Origin of the sequence: Streptomyces sp. RKAG337, assembly GCF_023701715.1 — a bacterium.
GTDB lineage: Bacteria > Actinomycetota > Actinomycetes > Streptomycetales > Streptomycetaceae > Actinacidiphila.
The window spans coordinates 5,078,966-5,093,981 of record NZ_JAJOZA010000001.1 but is presented as its reverse complement, the minus strand read 5'-3'; the positions used below and the strand labels follow the sequence as shown (position 1 = coordinate 5,093,981).

The window sequence follows — 15,016 nt, the reverse complement described above, 5'->3', positions numbered from 1 at the left end:
TTCCTCCTGGGGGATGGCAAGGGCGAGGGCGAGGTCCGGCCAGCTCACACCTTCGGCGCGATAAGGCTTCGCGGCTTCGAGTGCCGCGTCCAGTGCGTCCTGCGCGGTCCGATAGCCGGATGCCGAGAGGAAGAGTCGGCCCACGTTGCTGAGGTCTGTGAGCTCTTCTACTGTCAGCCCGGGTAAGGGTGTCAGGGGCAGTGGGGGTTCCTCAGTCGGCATGGGCGTCGGCGCCGACATCGGAGTTGCTGGACTGGGTCGGGGCGGCTGCCGTCAGGAGGGTGGCGAGGTCGAGGAGCGCCTCGGCATGCTCCGGACGCCGCAAGGCGAGCCGGCGGAGGCGGCTGGCGCCGGCACCTCTCTGGACTTCGGAGCTCTGCGCTGCGGCCTCTGCAATGAGTTCGGCCGGGGAGGGGACGCCTGACACTGCGTCGGTGCGTGGCGATTCCGGAGTCGTGGTGGAGAACAGCGAGAACACGGAGAACAGGTATGGAGCGACGAACGACATTCTCCTGAGGGCTGGAGCTGCGAGGAAGAGGGGCAAGAGCGCGTCGAGTTGGCCCTGCTCGACGAACTCCATAGCTGTGTCGTGCGCTGTTGCGGGGTCGGTGACGGCGTCGTAGACATCTGGCGCGGGGAGGTGGCCTGCGAGTTGAAGGATGCCCAGGTGCTGGTTTGACGCTGGGTCGTCCCCTTGTGAGGCGAGCAGTTCGCGTACGAGAGGGTCGGCGGTCAGCTGGGGGTGGTTACTGAGGAATTCCAGGTCGTCTGGCCACGTAGGGGTGGCGAGCCATTGGCGAACCAAATCAGCCCTGGTGTGGGTCTCGTGGAATTCCTCCAATACCTGATCGAGGCCGCGTTCGTCTGCGGCGTCCAGCACGTCTGCAAGGTCACCGAGGCCGGCGACCTCCGGGTACAGCGCGCGGATCAGGTCGAGGGCAGCCCGGCCTTTCGGGGCCGCGAGGCCCGAATAGGCCCTCCGAAGGAAGGCAGCCTCCTCGGTCCACGTCGGAGCGGACAGCCAATCATTGAACAGGTCGACGGTCTCCGGTGAGCGATCGTCCTTCGTCCAGGCGGGCAGGTGCAGGAGGACTTGGTCCACGGACTGGCGCGAGAGCACGTCCTGGTTCAGTTCTTCGAAAAAACCCCGGACGGCCCGGCGGGAACGCCCGGCCCAGACGGGATCAGTGGTCTCATCCGCGCATTGTGCGGCGCGGAGCAGGTCTGTGGCCGCGCCGGTGTGGTCATCGTGCGAGTGGCGCCATCTTGCACGCGCGACGAGAAGTTCGGTTTGGGGACCGGCGGTAAGTTCCGAGACGGCTAGGTCGGAGGCAAGCCACGCTTCGCCAAGAAGCTGACGCTCATTCTGTCGGTCGAAGAGATTGTTGAGGGATTTGGCGAGGTCGGGGAGGAAGGCCGCGGGATTGGTCTGGGCGAGCGCGCGGTAAATCTGGACGGCTTCGGTGATCGAGACCAGGGCGCCATCCCGGTCCCCAGCGCCACCCTGCTGGACGGAGAGGTTGTTGAGGGAGCTGGCGAGGTCGGGCAGGAAAGCCGCACGGTTACTCTCGGCCAGCGCACGGCGAATGCGAACAGCTTCGGTGATCGAGGCCAAGGCGCCATCCCGGTCCCCAGCGCCACCCTGCTGGACGGAGAGGTTGTTGAGGGAGCTGGCGAGGTCGGGCAGGAAAGCCGCACGGTTACTCTCGGCCAGCGCACGGCGAATGCGAACAGCTTCGGTGATCGAGGCCAAGGCGCCATCCCGGTCCCCGATGTCACCCTGCTGGACGGAGAGGTTGTTGAGGGACATGGCGAGGTCGGGCAGGAAAGCCGCACGATTACTCTCGGCCAGCGCACGGCGAATGCGAACAGCTTCGGTAACCGAAACCAGAGCACCATCCCGGTCCCCAACGCCACTCTGCTGGACAGAGAGGTTGTTGAGGGAGCCGGCGAGAGCAGGCAGGAAAGCCGCACGGTTACTCTCGGCCAGCGCACGGTAAAGATCGACGGCTTCGGTGACCGAGACCAGAGCATCATCAAGATTCCCGATGTCACTCTGCCGGTTGGAGAGGTTGTTGAGGGAGCCGGCGAGAGTAGGCAGGAAAGCCGCACGGTTACTCTCGGCCAGCGCACGGTAAATCTGGACGGCTTCGGTGATCGAGACCAGGGCGACATCCCGGTCCCCGATGTCACTCTGCTGGTTGGAGAGGTTGTTGAGGGAGCTGGCGAGAGCAGGCAGGAAAGCCGCACGGTTACTCTCGGCCAGCGCACGGTAAATCTGGACGGCTTCGGTGATCGAGACCAGGGCGACATCCCGGTCCCCGATGTCACTCTGCTGCACAGAGAGGTTGTTGAGGGAGCTGGCGAGGTCGGGCAGGAAAGCCGCACGGTTACTCTCGGCCAGCGCACGGCGAATGCGAACAGCTTCGGTAACCGAGACCAGGGCGCCATCCCGGTCCCCGATGTCACTCTGCTGCACAGAGAGGTTGTTGAGGGATCCGGCGAGGTCGGGCAGGAAAGCCGCACGATTACTCTCGGCCAGCGCACGGCGAATGCGAACAGCTTCGGTAACCGAAACCAGGGCGCCATCCCGGTCCCCGATGTCACTCTGCTGCACAGAGAGGTTGTTGAGGGATCCGGCGAGGTCGGGCAGGAAAGCCGCACGATTACTCTCGGCCAGCGCACGGTAAAGCTCGACAGCTTCAGTAACCGAGACCAAAGCACCATCCCGGTCCCCAGCGCCACTCTGCCGGTTGGAGAGGTTGTTGAGGGACATGGCGAGGTCGGGCAGGAAAGCCGCACGATTACTCTCGGCCAGCGCACGGTAAAGCTCGACAGCTTCAGTGACCGAGACCAAAGCACCATCCCGGTCCCCAGCGCCACTCTGCTGGACGGAGAGGTTGTTGAGGGACATGGCGAGGTCGGGCAGGAAAGCCGCACGATTACTCTCGGCCAGCGCACGGTAAAGCTCGACAGCTTCACTGACCGAGACCAAAGCACCCTCCCGGTCCCCGATACCACCCTGCCGGACGGAGAGGTTGTTGAGGGACATGGCGAGGTCAGGCAGGAAAGCCGCACGATTACTCTCGGCCAGCGCACGGCGAATGCGAACAGCTTCGGTAACCGAGACCAGAGCACCATCCCAGTCCCCAACGCCACTCTGCCGGTTGGAGAGGTTGTTGAGGGAGCCGGCGAGAGCAGGCAGGAAAGCCGCACGATTACTCTCGGCCAGCGCACGGTAAAGATCGACACCTTCAGTGACCGAGACCAAAGCACCCTCCCGGTCCCCGATACCACCCTGCTGGTTGGAGAGGTTGTTGAGGGACATGGCGAGGTCAGGCAGGAAAGCCGCACGGTTACTCTCGGCCAGCGCACGGCGAATGCGAACAGCTTCGGTGATTGAGGCCAGGGCGCCATCCCGGTTCCCAGCGCCACTCTGTTGGACGGAGAGGTTGTTGAGGGAGCTGGCGAGAGCAGGCAGGAAAGCCGCACGGTTACTCTCGGCCAGCGCACGGTAAAGATCGACAGCTTCGGTGATCGAGACCAGAGCACCTTCCCGGTCCCCAGCATCGCTCTGCCGGACGGAGAGGTTGTTGAGCCATGTTGCTCGGGCTGCCAGTGCTTCCTCGGACGTATCGGCTGCGTCGGCTGGCTTGGAGCATTCAGCAGCTATGAGCGCAAGACCTCGTAGGGTGCTGTGGCCAATTGGCACGGTAACAGCCAGCTCGGCCAGTGGGAGCGATGCTCCCCCGGTCGCAGCGAACTGCTCCAAGGCCCCGACGAAGACGCCTCCCTGCGTGGCGGCCACCGACAGCGCCGGCCGCCACAGATCGGGGTGCGCCTTCAAGGCGGCCAGTGCGATGTCTGCGGCTGTGGACTCGTCGCGTGCCCCAGCGAACCGTGAAACGCTCACACACGCGTTCAGCTGCTCGTCCTCGTCCGCTGCATTCAAGCAATCGCGGAGCAGTGCGCGATCCGCGCCGAACACGCTGGATGCCAGGTGTGAGCCGAGCGGGTCCGGCCGGACTGCCAGGGTGCCGTCTTCGGGAGTGGCAGGCAGCAGGTCGGCGAAGAGTGCGGCGATCTCATCGCGCCGTTTGCCTTCGTCCGTCAACTCTTTGATTGCTTTGAGGCTGTGGTCGAGCCGTTCCTCCCTTGGCGCAAGGAGGCTGAGACAGGCGCCTGCTTCGCGCAGTATGCCTTTCGTTCGCTTCGAGGGTTTTCCGATCTGAGACCTGTAGGCCCGGACCCAATAGCCCAGCTCATGCTCGAGGATCCTCTCGTACAGCTCGTCCTCCGACCCGGGGAGTTCATCGGGGTCGCTTGATTGGACGGCGAGCCAGGCGAGCATGACCAGATCCAGAGTGGTCCACCTGCCGGAGTTGGGGTCAGGAGGAGGCTGGCGGCCCATGGCGGCGCCGTCCGAACCGCCGAAGGAACGCAACGCTGCCCGGTACACGCCCGCCTGACGGGGGTGGCGGGCTGCCAGCGCGCTGTCGTGCAGGGCGTAGGGATGCCCGTCCTCCTTGAGAGCCACGGAGATCTCTTCCTCCCACCAGCCGCTGACGGATCGCGCGGTCAGCAACAGACAGGTCGGCGCCTCACGCTCTCGCAGCGTGCGCAGCACATTGATGACGTCTGCGGACTTGCGATCCTCCACGTAGTCGACGACCACCAGCAGTGGGGACGCGACCTCGGCCAGCCAGGCCCGGTCCTGGGGATCGGGTTCACGGACGAGGAAGCCGCCGTACCAACCGGCGGCGGACAGCTGGTCGGCGAGTTCCGCCGCCAGGCGTGTCTTCCCCGCGCCGCCGACGCCGTGCAGCAGTGCGATCCGGGTGCGCGGACCGAGGGGGTCCGGGGCGGTGAACCAGTCCCGGAGGAAGTCGAGTTCGTCCCTGGGGTGAAAGCGGATGGCGTTGTTGCGGGCCCACAGAAGCTTGAGCGGGCCGCGGTCGTGGTCGTCCTGCGGCACCAGCAGGTAGGGAGGCGCGAGGACGTCGGTGGCGGGCCGGTAGGGCAGCGGGTGCGGCTCGATGTGTTCGTAGCCCAGGCCAATATCGAGTGTCGCCCGCGACCGGTCCGCTGCGGCTTCCCGCAGGAGCGCGGCACCATAGGCGACCGACTGGCTCCAGGACTGCTGCTCCCGCCGACGGGGGTCGGCCGCATCGATGCGGGAGGCGACGCCCGTGACGTCAATGGCGAGGAAGGCGCCGGGAGAGTCCTCGCTGTCGGCGAGTTGGTCGGTTAAATCCGGCGGCAGGGTGAGCCAGTCGGGGTCCTGTTCGTTGGCGCGGTATTCCCGGTGGGCGCGGTTGGACCAGTCGCCGTCGAGCCACACCGCGACCAGCGCGTGCGCGGGGTCGCCGGGCCTGGCGCCGGCCAGGACGATGATCAGCGGGTGGAGGCCGGCATCCAGGCAGGCTCCGGCGAAGGTGACCGCGAGATCCAGACAGGTGGCGTGCCGTGGGCGGCTGAGTACCTGGTCCGGCGGCCGGATGGTCTGGCGGCCGGGGTCGCTGGTGGTCGGCTCGTCGGCGTACTGAATGCTGCGGGCGGCGAAGGCCTCGTACAGGGCGCGGGCCCGCGTCATAGCAGGGCCTACCCCGGGGGCGGGCATGCTGGTGCCGAGCAGATCGGCTGGGGTCCCGTGGGTGTGTTCGCCCTGGCGTCTGCGCTGAACGTACTCGGTCAGGGCCCTGGGATCGTTGCCGGCCCATCGGCGCCATGCCGTGCTCATACGTCCACGTCGGTCCGTGCGTTCTCGGCGTCGACAACGCCCAGCACGTCCCCGGCTGAAAGGCGGCTGACCACCGGTACCCCAGTGGCAACGACCTCGACGGTATAGGCGCCGGCGCCCAGCGGCGGGAGTTCCGCCTGCCATCGGCCGTCACCGGCGGTCGCGCAGGGTAGCCAGATCATGCTGTCTCCCCCGTTGCCGTCCTGGGGGCGGGTCCGTACCTGCACCCGGGTCCGTTCGTCGGCCTGCGCGCCGTGCAGGGTCACGCCCAGCGAAACCGGCTCGTAGGCCAGGGCGGTCTGATCCAGATCGAGCCCGAGCCAGGGCGCGTCCGGTGCTTCCCCCCGTACACGATCAAGTGAGTCGTCCGTGTGCTCGGCCAGAATGTCGAGAACCACCGACGACGACGCGAGTGCCATATGGCGTTCCGGCGCAGCCCTGCGGGCCTGCATCTTCTTCTGCTCAATGGGGATGGCCGAGATCGCCGGCACCGTGCCGTCGCCGTGCCAGTGCGGGTTGGGCAACCAGCCCGCCGCGTCCTTCGTCACGGCTATCCCGGAACCGGAAGGCGCGAGCAGCGCCTGCTGAAGGGTGGCGTGCCCTCGGCCGAACACCGCTGTCACTTCCGGGCAGTCAGAGCCGCAGTACAGCTCGGTCCAGGCCGTCTCGATGTCCCGGTGGACGCCGAACGCGGCCTTCGCGCGCACTGCGAACGACGCGCCATCCGTGGCACCGTCCTCCAACTCGTACGGGTTGAGCGGTACGGCTCCGCCGGAACGTCCCACCGCCGGGTAACGCGGCAGGAGCTCGTACACCGACGGCCACTGACGCAACACTTCGGTGAACCGGGCCAGCCGCACGCGGCCCACCTTCATCCCGTTCGCCAGGACATCCAGCGCCTTCGGGGCACCGCCGTGCGGCGTACCCAGAGTGATGAGCGCCGCGCAGTCCGCGGCGCCGCCCAGGGGCCCCATCCAGTAGCGGGCGACCAGGCCGCCCATGGAATGCGCGACCACGATCACACGCCGCCGCCGTGCTCCGGCATGCTCACCGCCTAGGCGGGCCTGGATGTCGGCAGCAAGGCGTTCTGCCGCCTGCTGGATGCTGTACCGGAAGTCGTACGGGAAAAGGACCAGGTCAGCCCTGGAGTTCGGTGCGCACCCCGGTCGAGAGATGTCCACCAGCACGTCATCGAACTGATTGCGGATCTTGCGGACGAGGCCGTCATAGCCAGGAACGACGAATGGGCCGGCCAGCGTGATGTCCGGTAGCAGTCCGACGGGAACCAAATCAGGGTGCTCATCCAGCCCCAGCCGACCTGGTCGCGTCGCTGCAGCAACCAATCGCCGGCGGTGATCGTCCCAGCGAGCCGCACCCTTCGGCGTCTGCAGCACGCTGCCGCCGATCCCGGGCACCACGACGATCAGATGCTTGAGCCGCGCCATTGCGATCCCCCGATCTTGGCCACCACCCAAAATGGTGATGACATTTCAGGACCACTACGGTAGCGATGAGTTCAGACAAAACAGCATGGTTTGGCCGACTTGCTATAGAACTGGGATACACAGAAGCACTGAGATTCGCGCGGCCGGTCGCGAGGCCCCCGGTCCAGGGGAGCCTCTGCGCGTTGGAACGGGAATCCGCCCCAGGGGCTTGGCCGCTTCGCGGTGGGGCGATGGCGGAGAAGATGCCGGGGGTCCGCGGGCCGGGTTAAGGGCCGCATCCAAAGGGCCGTAGTAGTACGGGAACATGGCGGCTTGGGCACGTACGCGGGCGCATAGCCCGACGTTGCCGCTGTCGTCGGCCGCAGCACGAGCGGGGGGGTACCAGGCCTGCGATTGGCGTAGCTGTCTGAGCCATCGGCTGCGGCGGGCACGTGACGTACTGCCGACGGAGCCACATGACGCGCTCATCGATCAGATCGAGCTGGTTAGGCGTCACGCCGGCGCCGGCGAGCGTGCGGTCGACGGCCCTGCGAGTGGAGTCGATAAGGGTTTCGAAGAACGGCTTCCGTATCCGGATGTCTAACTCGATGCAATGTGCTTTCCGCAACCATTGCTAGTATTTACTCCCGCGATCAAAACCTCACTTTCGTCACAAACCCTGGGGCCGAACGAAGTGGCGCTCCGGTCGCGCCCGAACGTCACGTAGAACTGAAGTAGCGATTGCCCAAGTTGGTCCTTGTTGCCGCTGGGCTCCTCTGGAGTTACAGCATTAAGAAACACCAGCCACGCCGTCACAGTTTGCTGTGATCCGAGACCCGCGAGATTCATCTCAGGGAATCCATACCGAGGACAATGAATTCCATCCGTGAATTTAACAACATCCTCCGTAACGTAACCGTCGTTCTTCATGTGAACAGTCACCAACAAGTTGGCGGCGACGTTGGTCTGAAGGCGCGACGAAACAGTGATCGGAACCACCAGTGCCCGACCTGCCGGATAGCCCAAGGTGAGGTCGACGCCACCACAGCCATCCAGTGCCTGAGCAACGTCAGGCAGGGTACTCAATACCTCGACTGAACACTTGTGCTATGTTCTCGCGCGCCGAGTTCCACAACCCTGAAGCCATCGCTTCTACGATGCCCGTGACCGCAGCCCCAATGAGCAGGGCATCCGTGATGTTCTCTTCCCCCGACATAGGCCCCCCAGTCCGGTTTCCTCGAATAGTTCGAGGGAGTCTGTTATAGCAGTAGACCAACGCCTCCGGGAGGGCAACAACACTGAACAACCGAAATCTTTGACATCTGTCTCTTGCAACGGCTAACACAATGAGGTGGACCGGGTCCGATGGTCGTGTCCGGGGTGGGAGTTCGGCGTTCAGCCCGGCATGGGGACGTCACCGTGCATCGCGTCGGATGAACTGTGGGATCACCTTGAACCGCTGTGGCCGCAGCGAGCGGCGCTTCCGGTATCCGGGCCGCAAGGCATTGCCGGACCGGGAGGTGCTGTACGGGATCTTGTAAGTGCTGCACACCGGGATCCAGTGGGAGTACCTGCCGCAGCAGCTCGGCCCGTGCCCGCGGCACCCTGCCCACCTCCGAAGGTGACCCCGGGCGTTGCCCCTCAGCGGGCTGCGGAAGCCGGGTGGTGGGTGGAGCGCGTGCACGAGACCAACGACCCGGAGGATGCCGCGCGACTTCAACGGGCCGGGACTGGACGCCATCTGCGACTAACTCCCGTTCCGTTACCTGTGCTGGCCGGGAACGGCCCCGGGCGTGCCCGAACAGACGGTGCTCATGCACGACGACTCCGACGGCGAGCAGGTGCTCATCGACTACGTGAAGGACAGCTGCCCCACTCAACGAGGGCCCAGCCCTCGGCGGCGCCGAGTCCTCGAACTCCGAATCGGACGGCGAAAGCCAGGAGGTACCGGCAGCCCTGACCACTAACCGCGGCACCGTCGATTCCGGGCGGAGAGACCATCCGTCGAACTCCGAGACCGATCACGTCTCCTGAAGTGATATCGCAGTCTCTCCGTCGCCCTATGGAGTGGGCGAAAGGCCGAAGCTCTTGCCCCACGACGCCACTACGAACGCCGCGACAACCGTGGCGACAGCGACGCCGAGAGCCGACGACGAGAGAATGAGGGCCGAGGCGATTCCGGCCAACATCAGAGTGAAGATCACCAGAGTGAGTATCTGGCGCCGTCGCACGGTGCGGTCACGATGGGCATTGAGCAGGCTTTCGTCGTCGCTGTTGGCTGGAACCAGCTGATTGAGGTTGGGGCCTGCCAGGACGGTGAGCATCCGTCCTATTTCGCGCAGAGCTTGCTTGCGGCCGTCTTCTCGTTCCAGTTCCACCCCATCGCGAAGGGTGCGTACGTGTGCCGCCGCCGTAGCGTAGTGCCTCACGATACGAGGCATAGGTTCCTGTCCATCGGGAAGAGCCCGTTTCACCGCATATTTCTCCAAAGACAGCGCGAAGTCATTCAATGCTCGAACCGCGGGGATGTGTGGGGAATGGTAGGGGGACCCGCTGGTCCCAGGCTCCGGGCCAGACGTTTGGAAGGGAACCAGCAGGGCCATATAGGAACGCCGCGCTGTAGTGGTGACCACTTCGGTTGTCCACCGCTGCATACCCGGACCCATGGTCAGCAGATTCAACCCAACGGTGATGGCGATCGGTCCGACCAACACGACACATGCAAGGATCGGGCGCCACTGGTCTGAAGTACTACTCATGACAACCGAGAACAATGCTCCGCCGGCATTGAAGGCCAGTACGGACGTAATGATCGCCTTCATTGCCAGGGCACGTGACGACGCTTGGAACAACACGTCCTCCCGCTGCATGTAGTCCATGGTTGAGTCCGGCAGCGTCGCCAAGTCACTCGTTGCCATTTTCCGCACTAGGGCGGCTCGACGATCCTCTGCTCTCTTGATCGCCCGCTTCCACGCCGCACGCTCCAGCAACGTCCGATTGCCATGCCGCTGCGATGCCGCGGTCATCGTCACCACCCAAAGTGACATTGTCCAAGCGGTGATCGCCAGTGCGCCTAAATCGCCACGAGTCATAGCTGCCTTCCAAGAAGTCATGCCCCCTTGATCACCGCACGCGCTGGGATGCCGCTTCGGTTCCACAGGAGTCCCCTTTCGAGGAGACCGCACGCGCCCCAGCCGCCGCAGCTTGCCGCTGTGCTGGGCGCTGTGCAAACCGCTGGGGACGCCGGGGGCGCCCGGCTCCTACCCGCTCATGGGTTGATCACCAGCCGCGACCAGTTGGACCAACGACCTGATTTCACATCCTTGACCCGCACGTCGTACGTGCCCGACGGGTCGCCCGCCTCGCACAGCCAGGACCATGCGGAACTCCCGTTGGAGACCTCGCCCTCGTGGGTGTACCCCGTAGCGATCGGCTTGCTGTGATCCGAGGTGGCAACGATCTCGTTGTACGTGGTGCCGCCGTTGGTGAAGCCGGACGATTCATTGCTGAGAGAGTGAGAGGTCCCGGCCGCAGCGTCCGAGGCGTCGCACTCGCCGCCTGTCACCTTGAAGCTCGGGGCAACGGACGCTTTGGGGGGCTCCGACACGGAGATGACCGGGTTGGAGGGGACCGAACTGCCGCGGGATGGTCTCGGTGTAGGCGATGCACTCCCTGAACCACCTCCTGCCGCAGTCGTCGACCGGTGGTCGTCGTTCGGCACATGAGTTCCTGGTTCTCCGGACACGTCCATCGGCGTCTTGAGGGATGTCGGGACCGACGGGAACACCGGCACACCGGGGCTGGGCAGCGCGGAGCCCGGCGCGGCTTTGCTCTGCGAGACGCCGCCCGGACCGGGGTGCGCCGCTTCCGTGCCGTCGCCGAGGAACAGCATGGCGCCACCGCCGCCAACCAGGCCGACCAACGTGATGGCTCCGGCCGCCGATGTGAGCAGCTTGACGCGGTTCTTCGTCACCGAGCCATGCGTCCTGTTCCCCTTTCCATGGACAAGGTTGACGACGACGCCGCCGTCGCCGTCGCCCGTCTTGATGCGAGTGTCGCGCCCGGTACGCTTCCGGCCCTTCTTCTTCGGCTTCTTCCCCCTGGGTGCTTCCATCACTACCGGCTCCGCCCCTTCAACCCGCTCGTAGCATGCGCGCCAGCCGCCCACCGTGCTCCACTCCGGTGGCCGGGCGCCGTCGTGCGCGTGGCACGTCATGACCATGGACTGGATGTGCAGCCAGTCGAGCTCACCACCTCCGGTGAGCCGCCGCTGGAGCGTCGAGGAGTACACCGGGTACGTGGGACACAGGACCGTGGACTCCTTCTCCAGCTGGCTGTAGCTGATGTCACAGTGCTTCTTCAGGTCGATAAGGGCGCGCTTGACGTCACTCCATGTCGACACCGATTCAAGTCTGTTCTGGGCGTTATCGCTCACTTCCACCTCATATGCTGCCCGTCCCGAACATGGTGGGTAGAACATCAAGGCTGCCGCAAGATGAGGCGGGATGAGTGCGGAAGTGCCGTTGTGTGGCGCTCAACTCACCTTCGTAACAAATGACTTGATCACTCGTTCCGTGCGGGACATCCCGGTACGGCCCGGGATGCGCTGGGACGGGCGGGCCGGGCAGAGGGTGACGGGAGTCGGTGGGTCCCTTCGTGAAAGCGAGTCCTCATGTCCCTTCGCCTCGCCCTCGTACTGCTCGTTGCGGGCCTACTCCTGCTCTTCGGCGCAGTGGTCGGCCTCGCTGCCTACGCCACCGCGACGGCCGCCGGCGCCACGCCCGCTCAGGCGTTGGGAAAGGCTGCTAAAGCGGCCTGCACCGCGCTCGGCACCACTGCTGCCGTCCTCGGCTTCCTCGCCAGAGCGGCAGGGTTCGTCTAGTGCTCTGGGGATCGGCTGCCGGCAGGTGGAAGAAGTACCTGCGGGCCGTCGACGACAGGTCAGACCATGGAGACTCCCCGCGTCCGTCGGGAGGTCCCCGCAGGGAGCAGAGCCACGCCGTTCCCCGGATCGCCGTGGCCGAAGCCCAGCAGATCCTGCGGGCGAAGGGCTGGGGACCCGGAGGGCGTGAAGGCGGACCTGGACCCGGGGGCGAGCGGCGCATCGCCGCTCACGTGCGGGAGCAGGTGGGGCGTGACTTCGTGTTCATCACCCACTACCCGACGAGCATCCGGCCCCTCGCCCACATGCGCCCTGCGGGCCGGCCGGACGTGACACTCAAGTTCGACCTGCTGTGGAAGGGTCTGGAGGGCACCACAGGAGCGCAGCGCGAGCGCCGTTACGGCGTGCTGCTCGAGCTGGCCTCGGAGACGACCGCCCTGGCCTGCGTTCGGCGATGGAGGATGCCGGACACCAGAGCACTGTGGGTCCCTTGGAACGCAGTTGGGCGGCGATGGCGCGCCCATGCTGCCCGGGTGCATCAGTAGCGGCGATGTCGGCGCAGTACTCACTCCACAGGGATTCCGCGGACGGCCCGAGGCCGTACTGGGCCCGAATCTCTTGAATAATCGAGGGGGAAGCACGTTTCTGAACCAGCCCGAACAACTCCGGGCCGCAGGTGCTCGCCCAGGCGGTACCAGGTCGTGAAGGCGATGACCCAGCCCGATACGGCACCTTGTCTGTCGACCAGGGTGTTGTCGAGATCGAAGAGCGCCAGCTGTTGCAAGGTCCCGGACCCTAGCGTGGGCTGTACGGCTGGAGACGGTCGATTCCCACCTCCTGGGAGGGAGTGCCGACGCCGGACCGCGGCGTCTCACACGGCCAGCACCGCCAGCGCCGCCAGGACGGGGAGAGCGTCCCCATCAGGTCGCCGTTCCGAGTGGTGTAGTTGGAGACAGCAAGGGGATGGAGTGCCTGACGTCCCAGCGGTAGACACGGTTTTCGCGGCGTAGCTCGACCAGCAGGACTTCGTTGACGGTGAACTGCTGCGGCCGCAGTGTGCGCAGTTCCGCGATCGTGTCGCGGATGGCTGCCGCGTCCGTCTCCTGGTTGCAGTAGGCGACGCCCAGGTGCGGGCGGAAGTCGTGGGTCGGCTGGGGTCCGCCGATTCCCGCCTCCCGGCACGCGGTGCTCACCGCCCGGTGGAGCGCCCGCAGCGGCTCCCACGGCGCGAGGCTCATGCGTACGGCTCCGCGGGATCCGGTGACCGGGATGGCCTGGAGGTCGAACGCGGGGAGCTCACCGCACCGAAGCCGGGCGGCGGACGCGAGATCGGCCAAGGTCCGCTCGGTGATGTCGGGCGTGTCACCGACGCGGCAGACGGTGATGTGCAGGCCGTCGGACGGGATGATGTCGAAGCCGTCGCCCTCCAGCGGTTCCTGACAGCGGCGGGCCAGTTGCGCGATCTTCGGGGCGTGGTCCACGGTGAGGAACCAGTAGTAGCGGCGGGTGTCCGGTCCCCAGCCGGGCCGCTGCCAGTGATTGCCCAGGCCGGGCAGGGCGGCGAAGGCGGCCCATTCATGTTCAGCGATCACCTGGGGATCGGTCAGTGACGGAGGGGCCTCGACGGGAAAGACGGCGGAGCGGGCAGCCTGCTGAACCGGGTGCACCGCACTCCTCAGAGCCGTTCCGTATGCGAAGGATGGGCACCCGTCTCCGGCTGCACCGCGAGTGACCTGTGGTACCCGGGTGACGGGGTATCTCTCCGGTGATATCACCGTTGCGAGGTGCGCGACCACAGATCTTCCAGATGCTGGATGCACCGTAATGGTTCTTAGTTCCAAGGCTATTTGGAATCGGCCGGTGTCACGGGTGACCCTGTGAGCCGGATCGCTGACGGCACTTCAGGACCGGCCGCCCCCGTGGGCGGGGGCCCGACCCCCGATGGACCCCCACGGCAGTGGTCGAATGCGCCCCCCGGGGGCGGTCACCTCTCACCCGGCACCGTCGATCCGAGGATCCCCCTGATGAAGCAGATACCGAAGGGGCAGGTCGTCGCCCGCGGCCAGGCGATCCGCGTTTCGTACGCGGGCGTGGGACACGACCGCGAACGCCACGGCAGCGCCGGTCCGTTCACGTTCGCCTCTCCGGTCACCGCCCCGCAGGCCACCGGTGACCGTGCCGACGAGCGAAGAGGGAGCAGCGTGTGAGCATCTTCGAGGGCACCGTCGGATACCAGGCCGCTACCGGCCGGGCCTACCACCCGAGGCCGTCACCATGTCCAGTTGTCCCTACGGCACGGCGCAGCCGAGGAGTTCATGCCTCCGCACCGTTGGCGGGCGGACCTAGTGACGTTCTGCAGAGTCTTCCACTGGCTCGACGACCCGCCGTCCTGGCCCGCCTCAACCAGCATGTGGCGCCGCGCGGGGCGGTCGCCGTGCTCGCCGACCGCAGCTTGTGGACGGCCACCAATCCCTGGCAACAGGCGGTCCACAGCGTCGTGCAGGACTTCCTCGGCGACCGACGTCGCGCCGGCAGCGGCTCTTTCGCCGATCCCCCCGCCCCCCGGAGCCGTTCGGGCAGACGCTGCAGTCCTCGGCGTTCAGCCACGTCATCGAGACGTACGTACCAGTACACCGCACCTGGTCGGCCGACGGCGTCCTCGGCTATCTGTACTCCACCTCCTTCGCCGCGCCGCACCTGTTCGGTGACCGGCCCGACCGGTTCGAGGCCGCGGTGAAGCAGATCCTGGCCTGCTTCAGCGACAACGACACCTTCGTCGAGGACAACACCTTCGTCATCCATCTCGGCCGCCGGCCGGCCTGAGCAGCCCTCCACGACAGCAATGGCGAGCACGTGAGGTGGCACGCCGGTACAGCCCGGTGCGTCATGGAACACCACCGTCAGCCGGCTGCTCGCCGGGCTCGGCGACCTGGAGTACGCGCTGGCCCTCCTTGCCGGCCGAAAGCAGGC

At 66.0% G+C, this 15,016-nt stretch carries 10 protein-coding genes and 1 pseudogene; 5 read left to right on the top strand and 6 right to left on the bottom strand.

The window, feature by feature from the left end:
* Positions 1-211 precede the first annotated feature (211 nt).
* From LNW73_RS22490 to LNW73_RS22480, 3 genes are all read right to left on the bottom strand, one after another.
* Positions 212-5,593, bottom strand: a complete 5,382-nt coding sequence (locus LNW73_RS22490) for a tetratricopeptide repeat protein (protein ID WP_250991137.1) — start codon at positions 5,591-5,593, stop codon at positions 212-214.
* A gap of 143 nt (positions 5,594-5,736) precedes the next feature.
* Positions 5,737-7,185 (bottom strand): lipase/acyltransferase domain-containing protein, encoded by a 1,449-nt coding sequence (locus LNW73_RS22485; RefSeq protein ID WP_250991136.1) that lies wholly within the window; start codon positions 7,183-7,185, stop codon positions 5,737-5,739.
* A gap of 579 nt (positions 7,186-7,764) precedes the next feature.
* Entirely contained in the window at positions 7,765-8,250 is a 486-nt protein-coding gene (locus tag LNW73_RS22480) for a hypothetical protein (protein WP_250991135.1), read from the bottom strand.
* Positions 8,251-8,569: 319 nt separating this feature from the next.
* On the opposite strand from LNW73_RS22480, the pseudogene LNW73_RS22475 reads away from it, so the two are divergent.
* Positions 8,570-8,702: pseudogene (locus LNW73_RS22475) on the top strand (IS5/IS1182 family transposase); the annotation flags it as partial.
* A gap of 522 nt (positions 8,703-9,224) precedes the next feature.
* On the opposite strand, the gene LNW73_RS22470 reads toward LNW73_RS22475, so the two are convergent.
* Both LNW73_RS22470 and LNW73_RS22465 read right to left on the bottom strand, forming a co-directional pair.
* The gene (locus LNW73_RS22470) at positions 9,225-10,277 is read right to left on the bottom strand and encodes a hypothetical protein (RefSeq protein ID WP_250991134.1); all 1,053 of its coding nucleotides are present in this window, start codon (positions 10,275-10,277) and stop codon (positions 9,225-9,227) included.
* A 155-nt stretch (positions 10,278-10,432) separates the two neighbouring features.
* Positions 10,433-11,599 (bottom strand): hypothetical protein, encoded by a 1,167-nt coding sequence (locus LNW73_RS22465; protein WP_250991133.1) that lies wholly within the window; start codon positions 11,597-11,599, stop codon positions 10,433-10,435.
* Between the two features lie 237 nt (positions 11,600-11,836).
* Here LNW73_RS22465 and LNW73_RS22460 point away from each other — a divergent pair, with 237 nt between their 5' ends.
* Both LNW73_RS22460 and LNW73_RS22455 read left to right on the top strand, forming a co-directional pair.
* Positions 11,837-12,046, top strand: a complete 210-nt coding sequence (locus tag LNW73_RS22460; protein ID WP_250991132.1) for a hypothetical protein — start codon at positions 11,837-11,839, stop codon at positions 12,044-12,046.
* On the top strand, positions 12,046-12,591 hold the full coding sequence (locus tag LNW73_RS22455; RefSeq protein ID WP_308407704.1) for an amino acid--tRNA ligase-related protein: 546 nt from the start codon (positions 12,046-12,048) through the stop codon (positions 12,589-12,591). The genes LNW73_RS22460 and LNW73_RS22455 overlap by 1 nt, the downstream gene beginning before the upstream one ends.
* 375 nt (positions 12,592-12,966) lie before the next feature.
* Here the strand turns inward: LNW73_RS22455 and LNW73_RS22450 are convergent, their stop codons facing one another.
* Positions 12,967-13,638, bottom strand: a complete 672-nt coding sequence (locus LNW73_RS22450; RefSeq protein ID WP_250991130.1) for a 2'-5' RNA ligase family protein — start codon at positions 13,636-13,638, stop codon at positions 12,967-12,969.
* A 432-nt stretch (positions 13,639-14,070) separates the two neighbouring features.
* On the opposite strand from LNW73_RS22450, the gene LNW73_RS22445 reads away from it, so the two are divergent.
* Positions 14,071-14,253 carry a hypothetical protein gene (locus LNW73_RS22445; RefSeq protein ID WP_250991129.1) on the top strand — a complete coding sequence of 61 codons (183 nt, stop codon included), beginning with the start codon at positions 14,071-14,073 and terminating at the stop codon, positions 14,251-14,253.
* A 247-nt stretch (positions 14,254-14,500) separates the two neighbouring features.
* Positions 14,501-14,869 (top strand): hypothetical protein, encoded by a 369-nt coding sequence (locus LNW73_RS22440; protein ID WP_250991128.1) that lies wholly within the window; start codon positions 14,501-14,503, stop codon positions 14,867-14,869.
* Positions 14,870-15,016: the final 147 nt, after the last annotated feature.